Source organism: Sphingobium salicis subsp. salicis (assembly GCF_049472635.1).
Taxonomy (GTDB): domain Bacteria; phylum Pseudomonadota; class Alphaproteobacteria; order Sphingomonadales; family Sphingomonadaceae; genus Sphingobium; species Sphingobium yanoikuyae_A.
Genome location: NZ_JAYRCS010000003.1, coordinates 46,206 through 71,898, shown reverse-complemented (window position 1 = coordinate 71,898; position 25,693 = coordinate 46,206). Strand labels below are relative to the sequence as shown.

The following is a 25,693-nucleotide window of genomic DNA, read 5'->3' as shown; positions in this document are numbered from 1 at the left end:
GCGGACCTCCCTTCGTCGGTCCCGCGAGGCCAAGCACCATCGCTCCCGAAAGCACGCTTTCGAGATTGACTTTCGCCGCAGCACCACCGATAAAGAGAGCCAAGTTAGAAGCGCTCACTTCGGTGGCACAAACAGCCCTCGCTCAGCCAAGCGAGGGTTTTTTGTTGCCTGTTGCAGATGGGGAGCCACCCCACACGCAACAGATGAATCACCGACTCCAAGGTGGAATCAGCGGGTCATAACTGGCTCAAGTTTCAAGGGTTGGCAAGAATAAGCGTGTCAACACGCTTATGGAGCGACTTCGGTCGCGTCCTTGCGATAGTGTCGCATGTAATCAGGAAACTCGATCCCGCGTTCGCGGAGTAGATTGATCGCGGCCTCTTCCAAGAGCGCAGAGACAGACGTTTGCTCGTCCTGGGCCAAAGCGTTTATCTCGTGAACCAGCTCGGGCTTCACCCATGTTGCCAGCGCGCGCGTGTTGGCGCGGCTCGGCCGACGCCGGGGCAAGGGAACCGGGAGAAGCGGGTCTTCCTGTCGTTTAGGTCGTGCCATAACATCGCATTGAATAAGAGGCGTTCTGTCGCGCTTATAAGCGTGCGCGCACATTTCATGGCGTTTATGTGCGCGCACGGCAAGAGACGACAAGCCGGGTTGCCCTCGCCTTCAAAGCGAGGATAGACATAGCCCAATCGGTAAAAGGGAATAAATCACGATGCCGCATAGCGATGATTGGCAGTATGATCCGATCCTGGAACGCGAACTAACCACCCGCCGCCCCGCTGGGGGAATGATCCAAGCAGTCGAGATTGCGCAACTGCCATCGAGCGAATGGATCATTAATGTGAAAGTATCGTGGCGTGGTGATAAGTGGCTGAATGTCTGCCTATTCGAGCAGCCGACGCTTAAAACCTACAAGCGACTGTCAAGTGCTGTGCGGCATGTCGTGCTCGATTACGGATATGAGGATGACCATATCCGATTGGTTCCCGACAAACAATGCAGCAACAAATTGGCGTTTTAGGCTTCCCTTTCCCCCTCATCGTGATATGTGCATAAATCTCGATGACGAGGGAGAAAGCGATGAAAGCTTTTAATTTCGCGCTCGCGACCGCCTTGGTGGGGGCTGCGGTGCAATCGACCCCCGCTGTAGCGTCGGATAATACTTGGGCATGTGAGGTTGTGCTGTGCATCTCCAACCCGGGTGGTCCGACGCAATATCCAGCCTGTGTTCCACCGATAACGAAACTGTGGCGCGTGCTGGCTCTCGGCGGCAGCTTCCCGACATGCACGGGCGGGGGCATCGCCAAGACCAAATACAAGAAGCCGGATGATGGGAGGCCTGGTCGCTTGACGGTCACTTGGACTGACGGGCGGCAACAGACCTACTATCAGCCGCGCAACTGACCGGGAGCGGGAACGTGTTCCTCGAAACCGGAGCCGTTCTTTCGCTGGCGGCGCAATGCGCCCCAGCGGTAGCGCCGCATACGATCGCCGCGATCGTGGATGCGGAATCTTCGAACTATGTTTTTGCGATCAACGTCAACGGCGTGGCCAGTCAGCCTCGCCGTCCGCGTAATGAGGCTGAGGCCATCGCAACCGCGCGCTCCTATGTGGCTCGCGGCTACAGCGTGGATCTCGGCCTCGGCCAAATCAATTCACGCAACATGGGATGGCTCGGCCTAACGTGGGACACTGTTTTCAAGCAGTGCTCCAATATCGAAGCGGCAGGCCGGGTGCTCCTGTCCAATTTCCGTTCGGCCAAGACGGGGCGCACCCCGCAAGAGGCCCTTCGGGTCGCACTCAGCATGTATAACACAGGCTCTCAATCGAGAGGTTTCCGCAACGGCTATGTCGCCCGCGTGGAGAACGCAGGTCGCCGCGTCAGCGGTCGGCCTGCGACCGCAATCCCGACTGTCATCGTGGGCGATCAGCCCGCCAGCGCCGCCATGAGCGACACTGGCGCCGGTCGTGTGCCGGTGGAGCTGGCGGAAATCGCAGCGGAGAACATGGAGGCGGCTCCACCGCCTGCACCGCCTGCGTGGGATGTTTTCGGCCGCGCCCAACACGCGCGGATTGGTTCGTAAGGCGAAGATAGGAGTTGTCGAATGTTTCGTATCTGGAAGATCAAGGCTGAATCCCGGCTCGATGCGCTGCTCGCGCGTCTCAAGCCCTCGCCGCTCATGGCGCGCGCGCTGCCCCTGTCGCTGCTGGCAAGCCTGCTCGTAGCGGAGCCGGCTTTTGCGCAGGCAAACTTTGAAGGCCTGGCCGACAACATTCTCGGCCTGCTGAGCAACGGTTTGCTCCGCACGCTTGCGATCATCGCGATCATCGTCGTTGGCCTTCTGTGGTTCCTCGGCCGCGCGTCGGTGCAGATGCTCGTCACGGTCGTAGTTGGCGTGGTGATCGTGTTCTCCGCGCCTTGGATCGTCGACACGATTACGGGGTGATCGGGGATGGACGGTCAGGAAGAAATGACAAAAGACCCGCTGTTCTTGGCCGTCACCCGCCCCGCTTTGTGGGCGGGTGTTCCCATTGAAGCGGGCGCGCTCATCATCATGGCGGGCGCAATCACGTTAGTTGGTTCGGGCAATCCTCTCTACGGCGGCGCGGCCGCCGTCGCGCTTTATGCGATGGCGCGGCTTATCGTTCGGCATGACGTGAACGCATTCCGGCTGATCTTCCTGTGGGGCCGGACCAAAGCGGCGAACCGGAACCGCGTCTTTTGGGGTGGATCGAGCTACACGCCGCTGCCGCTCTACGGAATCAAGCGAAAGGGATTTGGTCGTGGTGTTCGGTAAGAGCGCGCTCGCGGAGAAGGTGCCTTTTGACAAGGCCAAACGGGAGGAAATGCCCGAGAAATTCTTGCCGTATTCGCGGCATGTCAATGAGCATGTGGTCGCCCTCGATAACGGCGATCTAATGCTCATGCTCGAACTGGATGGACGGCCCTTTGAGACTTCGGACGTGCGCGATCTGAATGATTGGCACACGCGCCTCAACGGGGTCTGGCGCAATATCCATGACGAGCGGCTTTCGATCTGGACGCACATGTTGCGGATGCGCGTGCGCGACTATCCAGGCGGCACGTTCCGCTCGCATTTCGCCGCGAAGCTCGATCAAAAATACTATGAGCGGATGACGGCCGAACGCATGTTCCGCAACCGCTTCTTCATGACGGTCGTGATCCGCCCAACAGCAAACGCGACCGACAAGCTGATGGATTTCCTGCGCAAGAAGCAGGAGGACAAGAACGCCAATATCGCGGAAGCTCTAGAGCTGCTGGAAGACAAGGTGCGCGATCTGGAAAAGCTACTGCTGCGCGTTCGTCCGCGCCGTGTCGGCATCTATGAGCACCGGGGTCTCCTGTTCTCCGAACCGCTGGAAATATTGAACCAGGTGATGACCGGGCGCTATCGGCGCTGTCCTCTGGTCCGTGGCCGTCTCGGCTCGGCGCTCTATGCGAGCCGCGCCATCATCGGCGCTGAGACATTTGAGGTCCGCGACGCCGATCATTCGATGTTCGGCGGCATTTTCGGCATTCGCGAGTATCCGTCATCGACAACGCCGCGCCAGTTTGAATCGCTGCTTTCGGTCGATTTCAGCCTCGCCATAACGCAGTCGTTCACGTTCCTGTCGCGCACAGCGGCAACAGAACGGTTTCGGCTTCGCCAGACCCAAATGGCGAACGCCGGTGACAAGGCGATCAGCCAGATGGATGAGCTGATCGACGCGGCCGACGATTTGCAATCGAACCGCTTTGTGCTGGGGGACCATCATTTCACGCTGACGGTGTTCGCGGAAGATTTGAAGAAGCTGCGCGATAACATGTCGATCGCGCGCGCGGCGCTGGCCGATACGGGCATGGTCGCCGCCCGCGAAAGCGCGGCGCTGGAAGCTGCCTATTGGTCGCAGCTGGTCGGCAACTTCGCGTGGAGGGCGCGCCCCGCGCCGATCACGTCATATAATTTCTCGGCGTTCTCGCCCTTCCATACGTTCCCTGCAGGGCACGAGGACGGCAATCATTGGGGGCCTGCGGTCGCCTTGCTCAAGACAAGCGCTCGCAGCCCCTATTACTTCAATTTCCATTCGGCAGACCTGGGCCATTCGATGGTCATTGGTCCATCGGGCGGCGGTAAGACGGTGCTGGTCAACTTCCTGATGGCGCAGCTCGAAAAGTTCAACGCGCGCCATATCTTCATCGACAAGGATCAAGGCGCGGAAATTTTTGTCCGAGCCAGCGGCGGCACCTATCTCGCGCTGCGCAACGGGGAACCTACGGGCTTCGCTCCGCTCAAGGCGCTCGACAATACGGCTTCCCATCGCGCGTTCCTCGGTCGCTTCATCCGCCAGCTGGTGAAGCAAGAGGGGGCGCCGATCACGGTGCAGGAATCGCACCTGATCGACGATGGCATCGAAGCCGTGATGAAGCTGCCACGCGAGCAACGCTCGCTGTCGGCGCTGCGGACCATGCTCGGCATGTCGGACTCGGGCGGCGTCGGCGCGCGCCTAGTCAAGTGGACCTCCGAGGGGAACCTTGGCTGGGTTTTCGATAATGAGGAAGATTCCATGTCTCTCGAAGCCCGTTTCGTGGGCTTCGATATGACCGACTTCCTCGAAAACGCGGAAATCCGCACGCCGGTCATGCTCTACCTGTTCGAGCGGATAGACGCGCTCCTGACAGGCGAGCGCATGGTTATTGCGATTGACGAATTTTGGAAGGCGCTGGCCGATCCGGCGTTCACGGCATTCGCGCAGGATGGCCTCAAGACATACCGCAAGCGCAATGCGTTCCTCGTCTTTGCAACACAGTCGCCTGCGGACGCGCTGCGGTCCACGATCAGCCATTCGATCTTGGAGCAGGTCGCGACGAAAATCTTCCTGCCCAATCCGTTCGGCCAGCGCCGGGATTACATCGAAGGCTTCTCGCTCTCGGAGGCGGAATTTAAGCTGGTGCGCGAAGAGCTGTCGCCGGAAAGCCGCAAATTCCTCGTGAAGCAGGGCCATGACTCCGTTGTGGTCGGCCTGGATCTCATTGGCATGGACGATGAACTGGCCGTGCTGTCGGGCCGCGCTGAAACAACGGGCGTGGCCCGCGAAGTGATTGCCGAACTGGGCAATGATCCGAAGCTCTGGTTGCCGGAATTTCACCGGCGCCGGCGCCCAAGCTGAAAGGAGTGAGACTATGAAGCAGCTTATCTTGGCGGCTGTGTCGATCGGGAGCCTTGCGGCCGCGACGCCAGCCAGTGCGCAGGGTATCCCTGTGTTCGATAGCACGTCGGTGCTCAAGCATATCGAACAAATCCAGAAGACCATGCAGATGATCGAGCAAGGTCGCCAGCAGATTGCGGAAGCGCAGCAGCTCTACCAAGGGTTGAACCAGCTGACCGATGTTTCCTCGATCGCCAACCAGCTTAAGACAGATTCACTTCGCACCCTGGGCGTTGATGTGAACTCGCTCGAACGCATGGCGCGCGGCGATTTTGGCGGCGGCGGCAGCTACGGCGGGCGATCTGATGCGATCTATCAGGACATGCTCGAACGTCTCGGCGTATCCGCGAATGGCGATCAGACTGACGTTCGCTATCAGACAGCTCGCTCGATCGCGATGGACAAGGCCATGGCCGAAGGCATGGGCGAAGCGGCCACATCGCGCGGTGAGGGTCTGGAAGAGCTGCGCAATCGACTTGCGACCGCATCAACAGCCAAGGAAGTTGCTGACCTTCAAGCGCGCATCCAGCTCGAAAGCGCGTCGATGATGAACGACCAGCTCCGCGTCGAAGCGTTGGAGCGAGCGCGCAGAGCGGAGGCCGCGGCGCACACGGCCGAAGCTTTTGCGGACAGGTCGCGCAAACGCGATGAGCAGCGTGCGCGAGCGCGGGCGGCAGCTGGAATTTGACCATGAAGAAAATGGTCCTTCTTGCGATCAGCGCAGCCGGCTTGCTCGCCGGCTGCGAACGCGCGCCCACATTTCCCGAGATTTTAATGACCTATCATGACGTTGATTGGCTCAAAACTCATGAAGATCAGATTCCGGTGATCGTCGCTGAGTGCGACAAGATCGTGAACAGCGAACTCAAACAGTCGGACCTCCCCATGCCAGTGGCTCGCAATTGCGGAGGCATAAAGAACAAAATCGCCTCCATTGAAAGGTCGCGGAAACGTGATGAGCAGCGTGCGCGAGCACGGAAGGCAGCTGGAATGTAAGGCTGTAATAACAGCTTGAATTATATCTAATCGGAGCGGTCTGGTGGAATACGATCTATTTACGAATGCCTATCAGGGCTTCACCAACGAACTCAATTCGGTAGTTGTGTCCAACTATGCTGGGTTTGTTGGGTGGATCGCTGGACCGCTCCGCACTGGCATGATCATTTACATAATCCTGCTAGGCTACGCGATTATGCGCGGGGCCGTGCAATACCCCTTCCGCGAATATGTCTATCGCTCGCTTATGCTGGCCGCGCTCTATTATGCTGTGACAAACCTCTATGGAGCATCGCTCGCACAGATGATCGTGACCGGCCTGCCGCATGAGTTTGCCTCGATCGTAGGCGGCTCACCGGACGGCGTTGGTGGGTCTTTCGATGGGATGTGGGCGCGGGTCGATGATGCACTGCTCGCGATGCAGGATGCGACCGAGAAATACGCAGAGGAACACGCCTCACTGACTGATATTCCCGGCGCTGCGGCCGCAATTATGCTGTGTATCGGTGCCACTATCATCATTCTTTTGACAGCGATCGCGGCTCTGTTCGCACTGGCTGTCGGCTTTGTGATCGTGCTCTATGCGCTGTTTGCGCTCGCCTGTCTGGCGGTGGTCGGGCCGATCTTCGTAGCAGCGCTGCTGTTTGATTCCACCAGAAGCTACTTCTTCTCATGGCTCGGCAGCGTCCTCAACTTTCTGATGTTGTCGCTATTTGCGATGCTTCTTGTGCTCGTTGTGGCCAATGTCGCTGAATCGGCAACAGCAACATTCGATGGCGATTTTGACAACATCTGGAGCACCTGTATCCGGATCATCGCGTTCTACATTCTCGCCTGCTTTTTCTTCATCCAAATCCCCGGAATAGCTGCCTCACTTGGCGGCGGCGCGGCTGCAATGGTGACGCAGTTCGGCAACGCGGTGACGAAGGGTGGCGGGGCAGTTGCAACGGGCGCAGGGCACGCGGCCAGCGATGCCCGCGCCATGGGGGCCAGCATGGGGCGGGGCTTCTCGTCGGCGGTTCGCCGTTGGCGCAACCGAAACACAATCACCAGAGCTTGAGGGAACGAATATGCGCAAGTTGCTTGGACTCGGAATCTGCCTGGCGCTGGCGGCCTGCGCAGGTCAGCCCGTCAAAAAGCCAGCCAAATGTGAGGGGCCGATGCGGCCTGCAAATCCGCATGGGCTTACCCTCCCCACAATCCCGGATCAGGCCGCACAGCGAACCGCGCCGGCAAATGTGGACGTGTTCAATCAGGGTGCACCGGCAACGCCGGACGCGGCCCCGGCAGACCCCTCCACTCCGGGCAATGAACAGTCGGACGCATCGCGGGCGGTCGAAGTGCCGCGTCTAAGCGCCTCGCTGCGCGGCCCGATCTACTCGAATTGCTGAGGTGTTACGATGGCAGTTGGTATTCCAAAGGACGAGCTGAAAGCCTATTTTGAAGAGGCTGCAAGCTGGGAACGTGACAAGCTTGCGGCGGCCGAGCGCTCCAAAAAGCTGGCGTGGGTCGTCGCTGGCGTTGCTGGCGCCCTGGCGACTGCTGGCGTTGTGGCCGTTGCAGCCCTGACGCCTCTAAAAACGGTCGAGCCATATGTTATCACGGTGGACCGTAACACGGGCGAGGCGTCGATCGCCGCCAAGCTCCACGGTGACGCGACGATCACCTATGACGAGGCGGTCCGTAAGTATTTCCTCGCTACCTATGTCCGCTATCGCGAAGGCTGGATAGCGGCCGCTCGCGAAGAATATTTCGATGCGGTCATGGTCATGTCGGCGCGGCCCGAACAGGATCGGTGGTCACGCTTCTACAAGACCGACAATCCCCAAAGTCCGCAAAACATCCTTGCGAACCGCACTGATGTTTTTGTCGAAATCAAGCGGGTGTCGTTCCTGGGCGGCAACGTCGCGCAGGTCTATTTCACTAAGGAATCTGTGACCGGCTCGAACTCGACCAAAACCGATGCCGTCGCGACCATCAAATACAAGGTCGATGGCACGCCGAGCAAGGAAGTGGACCGCTTCAAGAATCCGCTTGGCTATCAGGTCGAGAGCTATCGCGCTGACGTGGAGGTGCCCCAATGACCGTGTTGAAGTGGAGCGCCCCGTTTGCGCTCGCGATCGCGCTAGCTGCGTCGCCGGCGATGGCCGAAGAAACGCCTCATGCGACGGTGCTCGATCACCGGGTTCGTGAAGCGAACTACAATGATCGGCAAGTCTATGAGATTCCGGGTGTATTCCGCATCGCCACGGAAATCGTCTTCGCCAAGGATGAAGTAGTCGAGCATGTGGCGTTGGGCGATACCGTGTCTTGGGAAGTCGCACCGGCTGCCAATTCGCTTTTCATCAAACCGCGCGAGCGCGCGGGTCGCACGAACCTGACAGTCATAACCCGTTCACGCTACGGCCCGCGCAGCTACCGCTTCGCTCTGTCGCCAACGCAGCGCGGCAGCGGCTTCTATACGGTCGTTTTCCGCTATCCTGAACAGGAAGCGGCCGAGGCGCAGGCGCAAGCCGCAATGGCCCAGCTGGCCCAGCTGAAAGCCTTGGAACGCGGCGCGGTGAAGTCCGCGCTCGATATTGGCGTGCTGGAAGGCACACGCAACGCCGATTACATCATGCAAGGATCGACGGCCATCCAGCCCTCCGAAGTGTCTGACAATGGACAGTTCACCGTGATGCGCTTCCCCAACCAGCGTGAATTGCCGGCGTTCTTCGTCGTCAATCCTGATGGATCGGAAGCCATCGCCTCCTTCGATGTGCGCGATGAATATGTGGTGCTGCACGGGGTTTACAGGACAATCCGGCTGCGCCGGGGCCTCGAAGTGCTCTGCATCCACAATCAGAAAACCGACTATTACGGGCGCGATCCCAAAACTGACACGGCCTCTGGCCTAGTCGAGCGAACCACGGGGGTTCAATAAAATGGCTGCGAACGATCATGACAACGCGCCGCATGGCGACAACATCATCTCGCAGGGCGAGACGGTCGAAAACCGGCCCCTCGCGTCTGAGCCGGTGCCCGATCCCGAAGATATTGAGCGGCAAAGCGAGCGCCAGGCGAAGATTGCCGCTCTGCCGAACAGGTCGATCGACCCCAAAAAGGCGGTCGTTCTCGCGGCGGTTGCCTGCGGCGCGATCGTTCTCGGTTTCAGCACAATCGACGCGATGCGGAGCGATCCAACCGAAAAGGCCGAGAAAGCGGAAAAGCCGGATGAAAGGCAGCTCGCCAACTACGATCCCAAGTCGATCATAGCGCCCACGCTTGCCGATGCGCCAAATGATCCGAACGCGCCGGTGCCCATGACGGAAGTGCCGGCGCTTGATGGAAGCCAAGCGCCCCGCACGGGCGGCGCGAATGGCCGCCCCCAAAAGTCTGAGGGGCAAGTCATCGCTGAGGCCCAACGCCGCGCCGGGATCATGGCTTATGGTGGCGAAAACGGCGGCGGGGTCGGTGGAGCGGTGGCAGCTGCCACCGGCCTGCCCATGGGCGGCGGCACAGGAGCACAGGGCGCGCAGTTGATTGGTGCGTCGGCCGATGGTGATGGGCAAGGTGGATCGCGCCGGACAAATCTCGAAAACATGCGCCAAACCTCGCAAATTGATCGGGTGTCAGGCCGCGACATTGGCAACCGCGATATGCTGATCCTCGCAGGGTCGTTCATTCCGTGCGTGCTGCAAACGGCGATGGATTCCAGTCAGCCCGGATATGTCAGCTGCATCATTCCCCGCGACATTTATTCGGACAACGGCCGCGTCGTCCTGCTGGAAAAGGGAACGCGCGTCTTGGGCGAATATCAAACCGGCGTCCAGCGCGGCAAATATCGTCTCTTTGCGGTATGGAACCGCGCGGTTACGCCTCGCGGCGTGGCGATCGACGTAGGTTCGCCCGCCAGCGACGCGCTTGGCCGTTCAGGTATGGCAGGCGGCGTGAAGAACTTCTTTTGGGAACGCTTCGGGGCCGCGCTGTTGTTCAGCTCGCTCAACGATGCCGCCTCGATCGCCGCCTCGGAAGTCTCCGACGCCGATAATGTCACGCGGGTTCCCAGCCAAGCGTCGGACACGATCTTGCGGGACACGATGCAGATTCAGCCGGTGCTTCGCATCAATCAGGGCGCGGAAGTGGGGATTATGGTCGCTCGCGACTTCGATTTCTCCAACATCTACGGCCTGCGGCTGAGGCGCGGCCAGTGAGCAATACGGCTGTCCTCGAAAACGCCCTGCTGCCGCTGCGTCCTCTTCTTGCGCGTGAGGACGTAACGGAGCTGGTGATTAACAAGGCTGGCGAAGCGGCGATTGAAACGCGCAATGGATGGTCCTGGGAGACATTGCCTGACCTCAATGAAAAGTCGCTGCTCGCGCTCGCGCGGGCAGCGGCGGCTTTCACGCATCAGGACATAAGCCAGTCCACGCCGATCTGCTCCACAATCCTCCCCAGCGGTGAGCGCGTGCAGCTGGTTGTGCCGCCTGCTGTCCCTGCCGGCACCGTGTCCATCACCATCCGCAAACCGTCATCGGTGACGTTGACGATGGAGGACTTCGAGCGCGGTGGGCTGTTTAGCGAGACAAAGATCGCAACTAGGCAAGTCTCGCCGCTCGATGTTGAATTGCGCGATCTGCTCGACGCAGGAAAGCACGTCGAATTTTTCCAAAAGGCGGTCCAAGGCCGCAAGAATATCCTGATTTCGGGCGCTACCGGCTCGGGAAAGACGACGCTCTCTAAAGGGCTGATCCAGCTCATTCCGCCGCATGAGCGGCTGCTGACGATCGAAGACACGCGCGAATTGGTCGTTCCGCATCGCAACGTGGTCCACATGCTCTACGCGAAGGACAAGCAGGGCACCGCGAAAATCTCTGCAAAGGATCTTCTGGAATCGGCCCTGCGTATGCGGCCTGACCGGATACTGTTGCAGGAGCTGCGCGACGGCACCGCGTTCTTCTATCTCCGCAACGTCAACTCAGGCCATCCCGGCTCGATCACGACGATCCATGCGGACTCGGCCGAACTCGCGTTCGAACAGCTGACATTGCTGGTCAAGGAAAGCGAGGGCGGCGCCGATCTGGCCCGTGACGACATTCGCAGCCTGCTCAAGCTGCTGGTTGATGTGGTCGTGCAGACCAAGAAGGTCGAAGGCCGCTTTCGCGTGACGGAGATATATTTTGATCCAGAAAACAGGCTCTAACAGGCTCGCACTGGCCCTCGTCCTCCTTCCGATCACGCTCCTGCTGATCGGCCTGCTGACCGGCACGGTGGCGTGGTTCTTCCTTAAGATGCCCGCCGCGGCTTATGATCCGCTCACGCTCCCCGGCTTCTTCTGGTATTACCGGCATGATCCTGTCGTGACCGAAGCGCTTTGGCGAGGCGCGGTCATAGGCGTGCCGTTGCCGGTGTTGCTCATGGCGATCGTCCTGCGGCCGAAAAAGAACCTTCACGGTGAAGCTCGTTTCGCGCGCGAAGGTGAAATCCGCAAGGCGGGCCTTCGCGCGAAAAAGGGCATTGTGCTCGGCCGCTTCCGCAATGGCTTTTTCCGCAACGGCTTTCTCATGGTGGGTAAGATGGAGCATGTATTGCTCGAAGCCCCTACCGGATCGGGCAAGGGCGTCGGCATCGTCATTCCCAATCTGTTGCAATGGCCGGATTCGGTTGTCGTGCTCGATATTAAGCGTGAGAACTACGAAATCACGGCGGGTTTCCGCCGCAAAGGCGGCCAAAAGGTTGTCCTGTTCAACCCTACGGACAGGGAAGGCCGCACGGCCCGCTACAACCCGCTCAGCTACATCAACAGGTCCGACCCGATTGAGGTTCTGGTCGAATTGCAGAAGATCGCCACGATGCTCTTCGTGCCTCCGGAAAAGGGCGAGGCGTTCTGGACGGAATCAGCCCGCACGGCATTTGTCGGCATTGCATCGTGGATCGCGGCCAAGCCTGAACGTCCCTTCTCGTTTGGCGAGATCTACCGGACCATCACGATGCCAGGGATGAAGGCATTCTTCGCCAAGGAAGCCGGCGATGGTGCGCTATCGGAAGGGTGCCGCGCTGCGTTGAGCGATTTTACGTCCAGCGCTGACAACACATTCACCGGCATTATCCAGACCGTCACCTCCAAGCTCAATCTCTGGATCAATCCGATTGTCGATCGCGCGACTGCCGAAAGCGACTTTTCCCTGACGGACCTTCGCCGCATCCCGACCTCGATCTATCTCGGCGTTTCGCCGGATGAACTCGATAGGGTCGCGCCGCTCTACAATCTGTTTTTCCAACAGCTGATCGACCTCAACACGCGGCAACTGCCCGACGATAGCGAAAAGCTGTCCGTGCTGCTCATTCTGGACGAATTTGCGCGGCTCGGCCGCGCCCAGGTCATTGCAAATGCGTTCTCCTATGTGCGCGGCTATGGGCTTCGTCTGCTTCCCGTCATCCAGTCACGCTCCCAGCTGCGAAATGTCTATGGGGAGCATGGCGCGGACGAAATCGTATCAAACTGCGGGGTCGAAATTGCCTTCACGCCCAAGGAACTGCGGGTCGCAAAGGAACTGTCCGAACGCCTCGGTTATCTCGGTCAGGATGCGGAAAGCCGGTCCCTGACGATACATGGATTGCTCGCCAATCGAAGCAAGACAATCTCCGAACAGCGGCGCGCACTGATGCTCCCTCAAGAGCTGATGCAGCTGCCCGAAGACGATATTCTCGTCATCCGGGGCGGTATCCCCGTCATTCGCGGGAAGAAAATTCGCTACTTCAAGGATGCCGTGTTCCGCTCGCGCTTGACGCCTGCGCCGAAAGTGCCGGCGCTGCCCAAGCCGATCGCCCCGATCGCGACCATCGATGATCTGAGCGATGAAGAGCTGGCGGCTTTCAACGATTATTCCGCACTGGCCGATGACCAGGTGCAGGACATTCCCGAAGACGTTCTCGCCCTCGATCGCGACATGCCGAACCTGACAGTGAAGGACGGCAGCATGGCTTTCGATGAAATCGACTTCGACGACATTATTGGTCCCGACCCGACAAAAGAGGAGTGGGAAGGCCAGCGCCGGGATCTAGTTCTAAGTGAAGGAGAAGAATATGGCCGATGATGACACAAGCCAGCGCGGTGCATCTGAGCCACGCCCTTTCGAAGTTCGCGGCGGACCGGGGAACAGCAAACAGTCGTTCGCTACTCTTCCCGATGCGATGCAGGCTTACGTCAAGGCGGACAATGGCGATCATTCGCTGACGATGCAGAAAGGTGGCAAAACTGCTTGGCTAGCATCCACGGACTGGCAGAACGATGGCTCAACGCCGGTGGGGCAATACTTAAGCCCTGCTATTAGGGACTATCATAGCGCCGTAAAACGCGGGGCGCCTGCCGCTGAATTGGAGCCCCGCGAGCGCGCCGCGCTGGCCGATGTTGAGGCTTGGCCTCGGACGGTAAAGCGCGAAGCGGCACCATCGGCCCCGGCCGACAAGGCGCTGAATATTGTTGAGGGCGAACGGTCGAAGGCGGAAAAATCAGAGCCTGCGCCCTCCCGCGCCGACGCTCCGTCGAAGACGGCGAACCAAGACAAGAAGGTCGAGGATACAACCTTGGCCCTTCCGGCGCAGATCGAACGCAAATATCTGCGCGTAGGCGACGATCTGTTTCGGAGCGGCCGCGATGAAAAGCCCGATATGTCGATCAAGGGACAAGATGGCATTCGGATCAACAAGGACCATGCGATTGGCGATGCGGTCGCCATTGCGAAGCATAATGGCTGGCAGTCGATCCGTGTTCATGGCAGCGATGATTTCAAGAAGGCGGTCTATCTGGAAGCCGCCCGCGCCGGTGTCGCCGTCAAAGACTTCGAGCCTTCTCCCCAGCTGAAGCTTGAGGGAGAAAGACTGGCGGCGCGTGACAAGGCGCGCGAAGCTCAAGACCCTACGAAAAGAGCGAGCATGGCAAAGCAAGACCCTACCGAGTCTCGCGCAGCGGCCGAGCAATTCCGCCGTAACTCCCACCGCGAGAATGCGACCGATCCGCAATTCAAGGCCGCGCAGTCGCACGTCCTGGCGGCCTCAATCGAAGCTAAAACGCGCTTTCCCAAAAAGGAGGATCAGGCGCGCTACATCGAGAACGCGAAGGAAACGGTGGCCAAGCGGATTGAGAACGGCGGACCGATTCCTGCGGCCCGTTTCGAGCAACAGCGCCAGAACGAGGCTACCCGCATAGCGCGCGAGGATTTGACGCTTCGCCAGCAGGAGCGGAAGCCGTCCCGCTCGCGCTAAGTGCATGGCACATGCCTTTTGGAAACAGGAAACCGCACGATGAACATTCCCCGGTCTGATCCGGTGCCATCGAGAGGCGTGTCCGATCTCGATCGTCACATTGAAACCTTGCTTCGCGTGATTCATTCCAGAAACCTCGCTTGGTCTGATCTAAGCGAAGTGGGTAAACAGGTGGAACGCCCTCTGACGGACGTTGAGCAATTGCTTACAAATGTGGGCGACGACGCCCATGAAATCACCCTTGCTACCGAGACGATCATAACAGCTCTCAAGCTGCAACGTGATGCGCTCGCGATCCAAAGCTCTCGCCGTAGAACACGCTTCGGCTCGATGCTTCTGCTCTTGATCCCCGTGTTCTTCGTAGGTTTGATGATTGGCACATCATACGGGATAGATGAAGGTCGGGCGCGGGAGCGTGAAGCCTTAAAGTATCCGGTCCTACCCCAGCTGTCCGTAGATCGTGACAGGCTCAAAACTGACGGAAGGTAGAGCGGTGGCAGCTGCCACCGCTTGCGATCTCTTGATGGGCTATGGCTTCATGAGGCACGATGAAGAAATCTGACAGGGCAAAGAAACATACCGCCAAGGTAATCGAGGCGGCTGCACGCGCCCATGAAGCTCTCGACTATTTCAGCGGCAACGTCACAAATCCGTTCGATGAGCTAACATGGCCCAGCATTGCCGAAGGTTATCTTCTAGTCGCGCAGAAGGCGGTATCAGACGCCTTGGTCGCTTTGGAACGTGCAAACAGCGTTGGTTGGACCAAGCACGGCAAGTAGGCGTCACCTCAAGGTTTGTTCGCCAGACAACGATTTCTCGGACATAAGCGGAACATGGGCTACGCTACACGCTTCAACCGCGCCATTGGCTCGTTGAGTGGGTGGAATTCACCTGCTGGAAGTCGCCTGGCCTGCTCCCAGAGGTAATCGCCGGTCAGACTGATGTGCGCCCAGCCCATCGGAGAAAGGTGCGCAAGCAGTGCCGCATCGAACGTCGTGCCGACAGCGTTGAGGTGCTGGGCGGCCCGGTCGAGATAGACCGTGTTCCAGTAGGAAATCGCCGCAATCAGCAGGTTCAGCCCAGATGCGCGAAATTCCTGATTTTCCAGCGAGCGATCGGTGAACCGACCCTGCCGGTTGGTATAGATGGCGGCGGCAAGCGTGTGCCTCGCCTCGCCTTTGTTGAGACCGGCCTGACAGGCACGTCGCAGTTCCGGTTGTTCAAGCCAATCGAGCGTGAACAAAGTGCGCTCGATACGGCCCAGTTCAGCCAATGCAAAATCCAGCCTGTTCTGGCGTTTGTAGGCGGCAAGTTTTCGCAAGATTACTGACGGCGCCACCGTGCCATCCTTGATTGAGGCGACAATCCTGACGATGTCATCCCAATCGGCCTCGATCGCTGCCGTTTTGATGGTGCGGCCCATCAGATTTTCGATGCCCTTGTATGTCGATGGCGCAGCGATCGAACCCAGCTTGCGGTCGCCAATATCGCGCAGCCGTGGCGCGAAGCGGAACCCGAGTAGGTGGCAGAGTGCGAAAACATGATCGGTGGCGCCGCCGGTATCGGTATAGTGCTCATGCAACGGAAGGTTGCCGGCGCCCAGGACAAGCCCGTCGAGCACGTAAGGCGCTTCACCTGCCGTCGCGGACATGATCCGTGATCCGAATGATGCGAAGTGATCGGAAAGGTGAGAATAGATTTTCACGCCAGGTTCGGCGCCATATTTGGCATTGACGTCCGCCGCCCCTGAACGGCTCCGCCCCGACCGGAAGAACTGGCCATCGGACGACGAACTGGTGCCAGCGCCCCAATGCCGCGCGAAGGGTAATTCGTGATGGGCTGAGATGATCATGGCCAGCGCGGCCTGATAGTTCTCGGGTGAAAGATACCAGTTGTGGGTCCATGCGAGTTGGGCATAGCTGACGCCTTCGCTGGCATTGGCCATCCGCTCCAGCCCGAGGTTGGTGCCATCAGCCAGAATTGCGGCGAGTACCGTGCTGGGGTTGTCGTGCTCCTTGCCTGAGCGCAGGTCACGGAATGCGTTCAAAAAACCAGTGCGTTCGGCGACTTCAAGCAGCAGCTCGGTGATGCGCACGCGGGGAAGCAGGGTATCGAGCTTGCGATCGAGGGCTTCAGCTTCCGGTGGGGTGACAGGCGGCATTTGCTGAAGCTTGAGCCGGTCTCGTTCGAGCGACACTCCCTCAAGCTTGTTTGTTTTCAACTGCTTGGCAAATCGGCGCAGCCGCCAGTCAAGATTTCGTGCCCGGTCAGCGAGGTAGGATGCAGCATTTGAATCGAACGGAAGCACATCCGCCACTTTGGCGGCGTCGCGCCGACCCAGCAAATAGGCATCGAAGCGCTGATAGTTGCGGGTTCCCTCGATCCATACATCACCGGCGCGCAAACGATCACGCAAGGTTGCCATGATCGCAATTTCATAACGTCGGCGGTCGATACGGCCGCTTTCGGTGATGAGACGCTTCCACTGCCGATTGGGGAATGGCAGTGGAACGCCATCGGGAAGGTCGCGCGACTTTCGTGTGTTCGCATCGCGAATGACATCGATGGCTTTGATCAGTGCCGTCCCTGTTCCAGACGCCTTGAAGGTGAAGGCGTCCAGAAATGCCGGGCTGAAACGCCGTAGCGTGGCGTAACGCTCGGTTGCCGTTACCAGTGCGTCCTCGCCGGCAAGATCAGCAAGGGCATCTACTTGGGCCTTTGCCGCAACAAGCCGGTGCCAGCCCACCGCTTCGTCAATCAATTCGAGCGGATCGCCGCCATTCTGGACAGCCTCATCAAGTGCTGTAATCGTGGCGCCAAACAGCCGCATGAGTTGCCCCACCGACTGAATACTATCTTGGTAGCGACGCTCGCGCCCACGCCGCGCGCGCGTGAACATGCCGCCGATAAGTCGGTCAAACATTTGGATCGCGGCATCGGCAAGTCTGGCCTCAAGGTCGATCACTGCGGCCGTCAACGTCGCCCGCCTGCGATTGACGCTGTAATCCGAAAGCAGGAATGCCGGTGCCACGCCGCCCTCGCGGACAAATTGGGCAAAGCGGAATTCCGGAATGGCGCCCCCAACTACCGGGTGGATACCTATGCCGCGAACATAGCGCAGGCGCTCAAGCAAGCCATTGATATTGGCCGCAGTCGGGGCTTCTTCGAAATTACGCAACCACGCCAGCGGTGTCATGCCGAAATCCGGGTTGTTGATTACGAGTTCGTCTAGCCGTGTCAGTTCAGCAGAGCTGAGGCCTTCGACGATTGCGGCTGCGGCAGCTTTGCGTGCGCGTGCCCGGCCAGCAAGACCGGCGCGTTCCAGTGTGTCGCCTGACGGAAGAATGAACCGCTCACCCTTCAGGCCAACCATGAGGGCGCGAACAATCGGTTCACCTCTGTCTGTATACTCGGCGGCTTGCGCGGCAAGATTCAGGGCAAGTGCCAGGTCGCCGCGTCGAAACGGGCGTATGCCAAGATAACGCGCCACGAGATCGGCATGATCGGTACGGGTTTGCGCGCGCTGACCATATGCAGAGAAGGAGGAAGGATCGACGAATAACTGTGCCGCGAGGTACTGAAGAATGACGTCGGGAAGCCCGATCTCGGGTTGCAGACCAAAGCCGGGATGTCGCATCAAAGCGATTTGTGCAGCCAGACCGAGGCGATTTGCTGGACCATAGCGGCGCCCAACCAATTCAACATCTTCCGCAGAAAGGGTATAATGCCCAATGATCGCGGTTTCTTGGACAGGAGGATCGAACAGGCGCCGGCGCTCGTCTCCGGTCAGAAGTCGGCGTCGTGCCATTTTGCTCTCCCGCTGAGGCGAATAACAAAATTGACACCAAAGCGGCTTGCACTGGAGGGAGGCCATTCGTTGCCGGTTGATCCCCGAGCAATCACCCGGCGCAGCAAGACAGTTTGGCGACATCCTTATCAAACGTTTGGGCCGCCAGTTTGAGGCCTTCCACAGTGGTCAGGTAAGGAAATATCGTTGCACCCAATTCCAGGGTGGTCATGCCGTGTTTGATCGCCAGCACCAGTGTCTGGATCGAATCCGCGCCTTCGGGTGCCATGATCTGGCCGCCCAGCAAACGGTCGTTCGCCTTGTCGGCAATCAGTTTGATGAGACCCCGCGTATCGCGTGCTGCCAGTGCCCTTGGCACAGCATCGAGCGGGAGCAGCGAAACCTTGATGTCCAGGCCTTGCGCCCGTGCTGTCGTTTCAGTGAGGCCGGCGCTGGCGACTTGCGGGTCGGTGAAGACGACGGATGGCATGGAGGAATTGTCGTAGCGGTATTGGTTGCCCGTCACCGCGTTGCGCGCGGCCAGTTTTGCGCCATAGGCGGCCATGTAGACGAACTGGTCCCGTCCCGTTACATCGCCCGCCGCGTAAATGCCTGGAACCGACGTTTCGAGGTGGTCATCGACGACGATTCCACCATTACGGGCAAGCACTATGCCGCGCTCCTCCAGCCCAAGCCCGTCGCTATTGGGTCGGCGTCCGGTGGCGATGAGCACCTGTTCCGCCGCGACGGTGTCACAATGCCCCTCGCAGGTCAATTCGACCCCGCTCTGTGTTTGGGCGATACGCTGATAGCCGACACCTGCGCAAACCCGCACGCCCTCGGCTTCCAAATAGTTTTTCAGCGCGGCACTCACTTCCGGGTCCATTTCGGGGAGCAGGCGGCTTCGGCAGCAGATGGTGACATCAACGCCCAGACGCGAAAACATCTGTCCCAGTTCTACCCCGATCACCCCGCCACCGATCACCAGCAGCGATTTGGGCAAGCGATCCAGCGCCAGCGCCGATGTGCTGGTTAGGTAGGGCACGCTGTCCATCCCCGGAATCGGCGGCACGGCGGCGTGCGCACCCATCGCCAATATGACCTTGCCGACCTTCATGGGCGCATCGCCGACAATCAGCGCACCATCGGCAAAGCGTGCCTTGCCCTCGATATAGCTCACACCGTCATAGGCGGGCAGCAGATCGACATATTTTTTTTGGCGCAGCGTCGTGACAAGATCGTCCTTCGACGCCGCCAATACGGACCAGTCATCCATCTGGACAGCGCCCCCAAGGCCGGGAAAGCGCGCGGCGGCAAGCCCACCATGCACCGCTTCGGCGGCGCGGATCAGCGTCTTGGAAGGAACGCAGCCAACATTGACACAGGTGCCGCCAATCGTGCCGTGACCGACGAGCGCCACTTTCGCGCCCAGATCGGCAGCGGCGATCGCGGCGGAGAACCCGGCAGAACCCGCGCCGATGACGGCCACGTCAAATCCTTCCTGCCCGGGGCGGTTGCAACAGTCGTTCATTGCTTATCGCTTTCTTGAGGCGCTGGCGGCGCCCCGCTCAGTTTTGAATAGCGCGCGCCGGATAACCCGCGTTGGTTGATGCAGCGGCAATCGCAGCAGCATTGGTGCGGCGCGGGTTATAGGTTGCGCGCGCGGTCTTGGCTGCGAAATCGACCGTGACCGCCGTTACCCCGGCGACGCCTTCCATCGCCTTCTTCACGGTGATCGGGCAGGTGGCGCAGGTCATGTTCTCTATGGCAAAGGTGGTTTGCTTCTGAGCGGTTGCGGTAGCCGCGGGGCGATCTTGCGCCGTGCCACTAACTGCATAGGCGACCCCGCCGCCAGCCATAGCCAGCACGGCCATAGCGATACATACTGTCTTTTTCATGGGTATTTCCTTTCAATAGAACCAGGGTGCCCACCAGTCGATGGTGAGCGCCAGGATGGCGACGGCAAGGCCCAGCCACAGCACCGCCTTGGTGGTCCAAGCCGATTGTGGACGAGCGCAGTAGGAACCGTCTTCACAGGGCGGTTTCGGCTTGAAATAGACATGCCAGAAGCCGTAGCCGAGCAGCGCGAGCGTTACGCCTGCGACATAGGGCTTGTAAGGTTCGAGCGCCGTCAGGTTGGCGATCCACGCGCCGGAAATTCCGAGCATAACCAACAGTAGCGGGACGACGCAGCAAGCCGAGGCGAGCCCCGCGCCGATCAATGCGCCCGCCGCAACCCAGTTTGCCTGCTTCGGCTCGTGGTTTTCGGTGAGGGCTGGCTGTCCCGCTTCCGGCGTTGAGACCATGGCTTGAATCCCTTGTTCCAACTGAGTGATTCGCAGTGTAGGCTCTGTAGCCACTACAGACTCAAGAGGTATTTTCATGGAGCAACAGGTCGGCATCTTGCGTGCCCAGCTTGCCCGGAAAACAGGCTGCAATCTCGAAACCATCCGCTATTACGAGAAGGTGGGATTGCTGCCGGGGCCGCCTCGCAGTTCCAACGGCTACCGCGTCTATTCGCCGGAACTGGTGCAAAGGTTGCAGTTCATCCTGCGCGCGCGCGACCTTGGCTATGCAATGGATGAGATACGGTCATTGTTGTCGCTCACCGATACCGGTGCACAAACCTGCGCGGAGGTTATGGCGAGAACCGAACTCCACCTTGAAGATGTCCGCCGCCGCATTGCAGATTTGCAGAAGATAGAGGTGACGCTGGCGACCACGTTAGCCAGATGCACTGGAGATGACGTTGCCGAATGTCCCATCCTGGAAGCACTCCAGTTTTTACCCCATCAAGGCAATTGACGCCATCTTTGAGGGATTTGATTTTGTGATGTCAGCTTGGAGTATAGCCTAACCGGACGTCAGGGCGCTACCGCGGTTTCTGTCAGATTAGGGTACTAAACGGAATTTGTTGACGAATGTCGTTGCGTATCATAGATTTCAACCTGACATTTTGATGGAGAGAGTGCGCAGTGAAGGGGCAACGGATCGGCTATGTCCGGGTCAGCACGTTCGATCAGAATGTGGATCGCCAATTGGAAGGTCAGTCGCTCGATCGGACCTTCACCGACAAGGCATCGGGCAAGGACGTCAACCGCCCCCAGCTTGAGGCTCTGCTCACTTTCGCCCGCGAAGGCGATACCGTCGTCGTCCACAGCATGGATCGGTTGGCCCGCAATCTGGATGACCTGCGCAAGCTGGTCCAGGGCCTCACCAAGCGAGGTATCCGGATCGAGTTTGAGAAGGAAAGCCTGTCCTTCTCGGGGGAGGACTCCCCGATGGCCAATCTGATGCTCTCGGTCATGGGTGCGTTTGCTGAGTTCGAGCGCGCCCTGATCCGCGAACGGCAACGCGAAGGCATTGCGATCGCTCGGCAGCGCGGCGCCTATCGGGGGCGGAAACGGTCGCTCTCGGATGAGATGATTGCCGATCTGCACCGCCGCGTTGCCGCCGGTGAACGCAAGGCGACCATCGCGCGCGACATGGGCATCAGCCGCGAAACCCTCTACCAGTACCTTCGCGCCGCTGCCTGACACCAATGTTCACATTATGTCCGGAAAATCGTTGTTCAGCGTACAAAGCTTGAGGTGACGCCCGATAGTCCCCGGCATAGGCCACGATGACATGGTTGAGCTTGCCGCATGAAGGGCAGGTCGATTGGCGTGTCTCTTCGGTATAGCTCATGAGCTTCCCCGGGGTTTGGGGTCAGCGCCCCGCTGTGCTAAATCAGCGAGCGTAGGGATTGGCGGCGTCATTACCCCTTTTGGAAGGGGGCCATGCTTCTGCCCGAAGCGCCAATCCCTACGTTCCGAACCGGCCTTGGACTGACCGGCCCCACACGCCGCTTTCGCGGCGCGCGATCCTTGAAACCTATGCCGTTTTCGTCTCAGCCTTCGCGCGTCGGCGCTTGTTCTGATCCGTCACCTTCTCGAACTCCGGCGCGATCGTCTCCAGCTTGGCGATCAGTCCGGACAGATCGTAGCCATTGCTGTCCTGGCCCTTGTGCCGCTTGAAGCGCTCGACCCGTTTGATGAAACCCTTCGTCTCCAACGCGGTCAGGTGCCGCTGAACCGTCCGTGCGTCCTTGCCCATACGGCGGGCGATCGTGTCCTTGGCAGGATGCGGATCGTGATCGGCCGACCACCAATGGCTGATGAGCTGAAGCAGCACGTTCAACTCGTCAGGCTTCAGACCCATCTTGGCCTGGCCCCACAACAGGATCGACGGGATCATGCTGTAGCCACGCGACAGGACGGCATCCGGCCACTTGTCCTTCCGCTTCTTCGGCTTCGCCAGCGCCGCGATCGAAAAGACGTTCGATCCTGCCTCCTTTGTGGTATCGTCGGGTTGCTTGCTCATGATGGTGGAAATAGCACATTCGCGCACCATTTCCAGAGGGGGTGGGGAGACAAAAACGTCGCCCACTCGGAGACATTGTTGTCCCTAGTGAGGGAGGCACCAATGTCTCACGAAGCACAGTGAGCCCGTAAACACGATACCGTGTAATCAGGATAAGGAAGCATATAGGGCGGAGACAGATTTGCCTCCCCCAAAATTTGTCGGAGCGCGTTTGCCTCGCCCGAGCGGTCACGCGGCGACCCGCCGTCAATTTTTAATTGAATCCTCAGACCCGAACATCTAGATAGAGGACAACATGGCCGTCCCCGCTGTTGCCTATGGCATCAAGGGGCGGCCTTCTTCATATCTGGGGCGATGCTTCCGCCCTACGCCAAACCCCATCTCAGCTTCGCCGACCAGCTCGCCCTCCTTGAAGGCCGCGGTTTGGGCGTCACCGACCAAGCCAAAGCCATCCGCCATCTTGAGCGAATCGGCTACGGTCGCCTGTCGCCCTATTGGCAACCGCTGCAAGAGCGCATCCCCGATCCCGACGATGCCACGCGCACCATTCGCACCGACCAGTTTCAAGCCGGTGCCGAGTTTCGCCATGCCGTCGATCTCTATCTCTTCGACAAGCAGCTCCGCTTGCTCTTCCTCGATGCCATCGAACGGATCGAAGTCGCGCTGCGCGTCGATCTCGCCCATGCGCTCGGGAATCGTGACCTGTTCGCCCATCGATCGGTCGCCTACCTCGATCCCAATCGTGCGAACGCTAATTTTAAAGGCACGACCCGGCACCTGAGCTGGTTGGCGAAGGCGGACGATTCCGTCGACCGCTGTAAAGACGATTGGGTGTCGGAGTTCTACAATACCTACACGCCGCCAATGCCGATCTGGATGGCTGTCGAGGCATGGGATTTTGGAACGCTATCCTGGCTGCTCGAAATGGCGCATCCCAACGACCGTTTCGCCATCGCAAAACGCTATAATCTGCTCCCCGACACGCTGGTGAGCTGGATCAAGAGCCTTGCCTTCGTGCGCAACATCAGCGCGCATCATTCCCGGCTGTGGAATACCGGCATCATCAACCAGCCCCAGGTGCCCAAAGCGTTCGAGGCGCCGCGCATGGTCCATATCGGCAACGACGTCGTGCAGCGGAACCGTGTCTATGGCGCGGCGGCAGTTGCCTCCTATCTCGCCAAGCGGATCAATCCGGGCACATCGTGGAGTGGCCGGATGAAAGCACATTGGCTTTCCTTCCCCGAAATGCCATTCGCCAGCGCCGCGCAGGGCGGGTTTCTCGAAGGCTGGGATCAGGAAGCGATCTGGGCCTAATGCGCCCGGTAGCGGTCTTCAGGAGGTGTGCCACGTGGCACACCCCTCGCCGCGCGGCGCATCACCAGTATTTTGAGATCGCGCGGAACTGCTCCACCGCCGCCTTGGTCCCCTCACCTTCTTCGGCATGGACTAGGCAATGGTCGATATGATCGTTGATGAGCGCGCGCTTGGCGCTGGCGATGGCGTTTTCGACCGCTTGAAGCTGTTGCGCAATATCGACGCAGGGGCGCTCCTCTTCGATCATGCCGACGATGCTACGCAGATGACCAGCGACGCGGTTGAGCCGTTTGACGATTGCGGGGTGGCTGGTGTGAGCGTGATGGGCCATCCCCTTATTTAGTGCGCGTGAGGGGCTGCTGTCGAGTATCCCCCAGGGGGGATAGACTCGATCCCCCGGGGGGGATATAGCGCGATCATGCTCAGTGTCCTCGCCAACCGCACGTATCGGCACCTTTTCCTCGCGCAGATCATCGCGCTTGTAGGAACGGGACTGGCGACGGTCGCGCTCGGCTTGCTCGCTTACGACATAGCTGGCGGCAGTGCCGGGGCGGTGCTGGGGACTGCGCTTGCGATTAAGATGGTCGCCTATATCGGCGTCGCGCCGATCGCCGGCGCGTTCGCCAATCGCGTGCCACGCCGTGCCTTGCTGGTCGGAATGGACGTGATCCGCGCCGGTGTCGCCATTTGCCTGCCGTTCGTGAACCAAGTCTGGCAGGTCTATATCTTGATCTTCGTCCTGCAATCGGCATCGGCCGCGTTCACGCCAACCTTTCAGGCTACGATCCCGGACGTCCTCCCGGAGGAACGCGACTATACCCGCGCGCTGTCCCTGTCCCGCCTCGCCTATGACATGGAGAGCCTGACGAGCCCGATCCTCGCGGCCGGTCTTTTGACGGTGATGAGCTACCACTGGCTGTTCTCGGGCACCGCGATAGGCTTTGTCGCGTCGGCGCTGCTGGTCGTATCGACCGTCCTGCCCCGACCGGCGCCGGTTGAGGCCGAGGGCGGCATCTACGACAAGACGACGCGGGGCACGCGTATATACCTCGCGACGCCTCGCCTGCGCGGATTGCTGGCGCTGACCCTCACCGCTGCCGCCGCGAGCGCAATGGTGATCGTCAACACCGTCGTTATCGTGAAAGGCATGGGCCTAAGCCAGCGCGACGTCGCGTTGACCCTCGCCGCCTTCGGGGGCGGCTCGATCACCGCTGCGCTGACCCTGCCTCGTATCCTCGATCGGATTGCGGATCGGACCGTCATGCTGGTCGCCGCCGCTATCCTGACGTTGGCGCTCGCGGCCCTCGCCGCGATCACCGCCATCATGCAGCCAGGCCCGGCCTACTGGCATGTCCTGCTCGGCGGATGGTTGGTGCTGGGCGTCGCCTATTCAGCGAGCGTCACGCCATCGGGACGGCTGCTACGTCGGTCGGCGAACGCCGATGATCGCCCCGCATTGTTCGCGGCACAATTCGCACTCAGCCACGTCTGCTGGCTGGTCTGCTATCCGCTCGTCGGCCAGCTCGGCGCTCGCGTCGGAATGGAGGCGGCGTTCGGTGCGATGGCCGTTCTTGCTGCGATCGGCACCCTCGTCGCCGTCCGTATATGGCCCGCGAACGACCCCGACGTGATCGCGCATGAACATAGCGACCTCGCCGCCGATGATCCGCATCTCGCGGTCCACAGCCACGGCGAACATCCCTATGTGATCGACCGTCGCCATCCAAAATGGCCGGGTAAGTGATTTCCTTGCCCCGTTCCCAACGTCCGCCTACGCTGCGC

The 25,693-nt window shown here is 59.8% G+C and carries 27 protein-coding genes; 21 read left to right on the top strand and 6 right to left on the bottom strand.

The window, feature by feature from the left end; genetic code table 11:
* Positions 1-712: 712 nt before the first annotated feature.
* The 17 genes from VHN57_RS27270 (at position 713) to VHN57_RS27190 (ending at position 15,227) form a co-directional block, all read left to right on the top strand.
* Complete coding sequence (locus VHN57_RS27270; RefSeq protein WP_004213195.1) at positions 713-1,021, top strand: hypothetical protein; 309 nt, start codon at positions 713-715, stop codon at positions 1,019-1,021.
* A 397-nt stretch (positions 1,022-1,418) separates the two neighbouring features.
* The gene (locus tag VHN57_RS27265) at positions 1,419-2,084 is read left to right on the top strand and encodes a lytic transglycosylase domain-containing protein (protein ID WP_004213200.1); all 666 of its coding nucleotides are present in this window, start codon (positions 1,419-1,421) and stop codon (positions 2,082-2,084) included.
* Between the two features lie 21 nt (positions 2,085-2,105).
* The gene (locus tag VHN57_RS27260; RefSeq protein WP_004213202.1) at positions 2,106-2,447 is read left to right on the top strand and encodes a TrbC/VirB2 family protein; all 342 of its coding nucleotides are present in this window, start codon (positions 2,106-2,108) and stop codon (positions 2,445-2,447) included.
* A 6-nt stretch (positions 2,448-2,453) separates the two neighbouring features.
* The gene (locus VHN57_RS27255) at positions 2,454-2,798 is read left to right on the top strand and encodes a VirB3 family type IV secretion system protein (protein WP_006949650.1); all 345 of its coding nucleotides are present in this window, start codon (positions 2,454-2,456) and stop codon (positions 2,796-2,798) included.
* Positions 2,785-5,169 carry a VirB4 family type IV secretion/conjugal transfer ATPase gene (locus VHN57_RS27250; protein ID WP_006949654.1) on the top strand — a complete coding sequence of 795 codons (2,385 nt, stop codon included), beginning with the start codon at positions 2,785-2,787 and terminating at the stop codon, positions 5,167-5,169. The genes VHN57_RS27255 and VHN57_RS27250 overlap by 14 nt, the downstream gene beginning before the upstream one ends.
* A 13-nt stretch (positions 5,170-5,182) precedes the next feature.
* The gene (locus VHN57_RS27245) at positions 5,183-5,896 is read left to right on the top strand and encodes a type IV secretion system protein (RefSeq protein WP_006949655.1); all 714 of its coding nucleotides are present in this window, start codon (positions 5,183-5,185) and stop codon (positions 5,894-5,896) included.
* Positions 5,897-5,898: 2 nt separating this feature from the next.
* Positions 5,899-6,204, top strand: coding sequence for a hypothetical protein (locus VHN57_RS27240; RefSeq protein WP_006949657.1), 306 nt, complete (start codon positions 5,899-5,901; stop codon positions 6,202-6,204).
* 43 nt (positions 6,205-6,247) lie between these two features.
* Positions 6,248-7,264 (top strand): TrbL/VirB6 family protein, encoded by a 1,017-nt coding sequence (locus VHN57_RS27235; RefSeq protein WP_004213214.1) that lies wholly within the window; start codon positions 6,248-6,250, stop codon positions 7,262-7,264.
* 10 nt (positions 7,265-7,274) lie between these two features.
* Positions 7,275-7,595: a hypothetical protein gene (locus VHN57_RS27230; protein ID WP_004213216.1), complete on the top strand. Its 321-nt coding sequence runs from the start codon at positions 7,275-7,277 to the stop codon at positions 7,593-7,595.
* A gap of 9 nt (positions 7,596-7,604) precedes the next feature.
* Complete coding sequence (locus VHN57_RS27225; protein WP_004213217.1) at positions 7,605-8,288, top strand: VirB8 family type IV secretion system protein; 684 nt, start codon at positions 7,605-7,607, stop codon at positions 8,286-8,288.
* Entirely contained in the window at positions 8,285-9,127 is an 843-nt protein-coding gene (locus VHN57_RS27220; RefSeq protein WP_004213222.1) for a TrbG/VirB9 family P-type conjugative transfer protein, read from the top strand. The genes VHN57_RS27225 and VHN57_RS27220 overlap by 4 nt, the downstream gene beginning before the upstream one ends.
* A gap of 1 nt (position 9,128) precedes the next feature.
* Positions 9,129-10,397 carry a type IV secretion system protein VirB10 gene (virB10, locus tag VHN57_RS27215; protein WP_004213224.1) on the top strand — a complete coding sequence of 423 codons (1,269 nt, stop codon included), beginning with the start codon at positions 9,129-9,131 and terminating at the stop codon, positions 10,395-10,397.
* A complete protein-coding gene (virB11, locus tag VHN57_RS27210) occupies positions 10,394-11,386 on the top strand; it encodes a P-type DNA transfer ATPase VirB11 (RefSeq protein ID WP_004213226.1) in 993 nt (330 codons plus the stop codon). Before virB10 ends, virB11 begins: the two co-directional genes overlap by 4 nt.
* Positions 11,364-13,280, top strand: coding sequence for a type IV secretory system conjugative DNA transfer family protein (locus tag VHN57_RS27205; RefSeq protein ID WP_004213227.1), 1,917 nt, complete (start codon positions 11,364-11,366; stop codon positions 13,278-13,280). The genes virB11 and VHN57_RS27205 overlap by 23 nt, the downstream gene beginning before the upstream one ends.
* Positions 13,270-14,448, top strand: a complete 1,179-nt coding sequence (locus tag VHN57_RS27200) for an LPD7 domain-containing protein (protein WP_004213228.1) — start codon at positions 13,270-13,272, stop codon at positions 14,446-14,448. The genes VHN57_RS27205 and VHN57_RS27200 overlap by 11 nt, the downstream gene beginning before the upstream one ends.
* A 39-nt stretch (positions 14,449-14,487) precedes the next feature.
* The gene (locus VHN57_RS27195; RefSeq protein ID WP_004213229.1) at positions 14,488-14,937 is read left to right on the top strand and encodes a hypothetical protein; all 450 of its coding nucleotides are present in this window, start codon (positions 14,488-14,490) and stop codon (positions 14,935-14,937) included.
* A 59-nt stretch (positions 14,938-14,996) separates the two neighbouring features.
* Entirely contained in the window at positions 14,997-15,227 is a 231-nt protein-coding gene (locus VHN57_RS27190; RefSeq protein ID WP_004213230.1) for a hypothetical protein, read from the top strand.
* Positions 15,228-15,286: 59 nt separating this feature from the next.
* Here VHN57_RS27190 and VHN57_RS27185 read toward each other — a convergent pair whose 3' ends face one another.
* From VHN57_RS27185 to VHN57_RS27170, 4 genes are all read right to left on the bottom strand, one after another.
* Positions 15,287-18,256 (bottom strand): Tn3 family transposase, encoded by a 2,970-nt coding sequence (locus tag VHN57_RS27185; protein ID WP_014072601.1) that lies wholly within the window; start codon positions 18,254-18,256, stop codon positions 15,287-15,289.
* A 91-nt stretch (positions 18,257-18,347) separates the two neighbouring features.
* Positions 18,348-19,724: a mercury(II) reductase gene (gene merA, locus VHN57_RS27180; RefSeq protein ID WP_021222959.1), complete on the bottom strand. Its 1,377-nt coding sequence runs from the start codon at positions 19,722-19,724 to the stop codon at positions 18,348-18,350.
* Between the two features lie 79 nt (positions 19,725-19,803).
* The gene (locus VHN57_RS27175) at positions 19,804-20,133 is read right to left on the bottom strand and encodes a heavy-metal-associated domain-containing protein (protein WP_004213249.1); all 330 of its coding nucleotides are present in this window, start codon (positions 20,131-20,133) and stop codon (positions 19,804-19,806) included.
* 12 nt (positions 20,134-20,145) lie between these two features.
* Positions 20,146-20,541: a mercuric transporter MerT family protein gene (locus VHN57_RS27170; protein ID WP_014072602.1), complete on the bottom strand. Its 396-nt coding sequence runs from the start codon at positions 20,539-20,541 to the stop codon at positions 20,146-20,148.
* 76 nt (positions 20,542-20,617) lie between these two features.
* Here VHN57_RS27170 and VHN57_RS27165 point away from each other — a divergent pair, with 76 nt between their 5' ends.
* A complete protein-coding gene (locus VHN57_RS27165) occupies positions 20,618-21,040 on the top strand; it encodes a MerR family transcriptional regulator (RefSeq protein WP_014072603.1) in 423 nt (140 codons plus the stop codon).
* Positions 21,041-21,210: 170 nt separating this feature from the next.
* Complete coding sequence (locus tag VHN57_RS27160) at positions 21,211-21,771, top strand: recombinase family protein (RefSeq protein WP_004213255.1); 561 nt, start codon at positions 21,211-21,213, stop codon at positions 21,769-21,771.
* 337 nt (positions 21,772-22,108) lie between these two features.
* Here the strand turns inward: VHN57_RS27160 and VHN57_RS27155 are convergent, their stop codons facing one another.
* A complete protein-coding gene (locus VHN57_RS27155; protein WP_423286579.1) occupies positions 22,109-22,663 on the bottom strand; it encodes a helix-turn-helix domain-containing protein in 555 nt (184 codons plus the stop codon).
* A 288-nt stretch (positions 22,664-22,951) separates the two neighbouring features.
* On the opposite strand from VHN57_RS27155, the gene VHN57_RS27150 reads away from it, so the two are divergent.
* Positions 22,952-23,911, top strand: coding sequence for an Abi family protein (locus VHN57_RS27150; RefSeq protein WP_042469203.1), 960 nt, complete (start codon positions 22,952-22,954; stop codon positions 23,909-23,911).
* A gap of 61 nt (positions 23,912-23,972) precedes the next feature.
* Here the strand turns inward: VHN57_RS27150 and VHN57_RS27145 are convergent, their stop codons facing one another.
* Positions 23,973-24,242, bottom strand: coding sequence for a metal-sensing transcriptional repressor (locus tag VHN57_RS27145; protein ID WP_042469202.1), 270 nt, complete (start codon positions 24,240-24,242; stop codon positions 23,973-23,975).
* Positions 24,243-24,329: 87 nt separating this feature from the next.
* On the opposite strand from VHN57_RS27145, the gene VHN57_RS27140 reads away from it, so the two are divergent.
* On the top strand, positions 24,330-25,655 hold the full coding sequence (locus VHN57_RS27140) for an MFS transporter (RefSeq protein ID WP_061780291.1): 1,326 nt from the start codon (positions 24,330-24,332) through the stop codon (positions 25,653-25,655).
* The last annotated feature ends 38 nt before the right edge of the window (positions 25,656-25,693 follow it).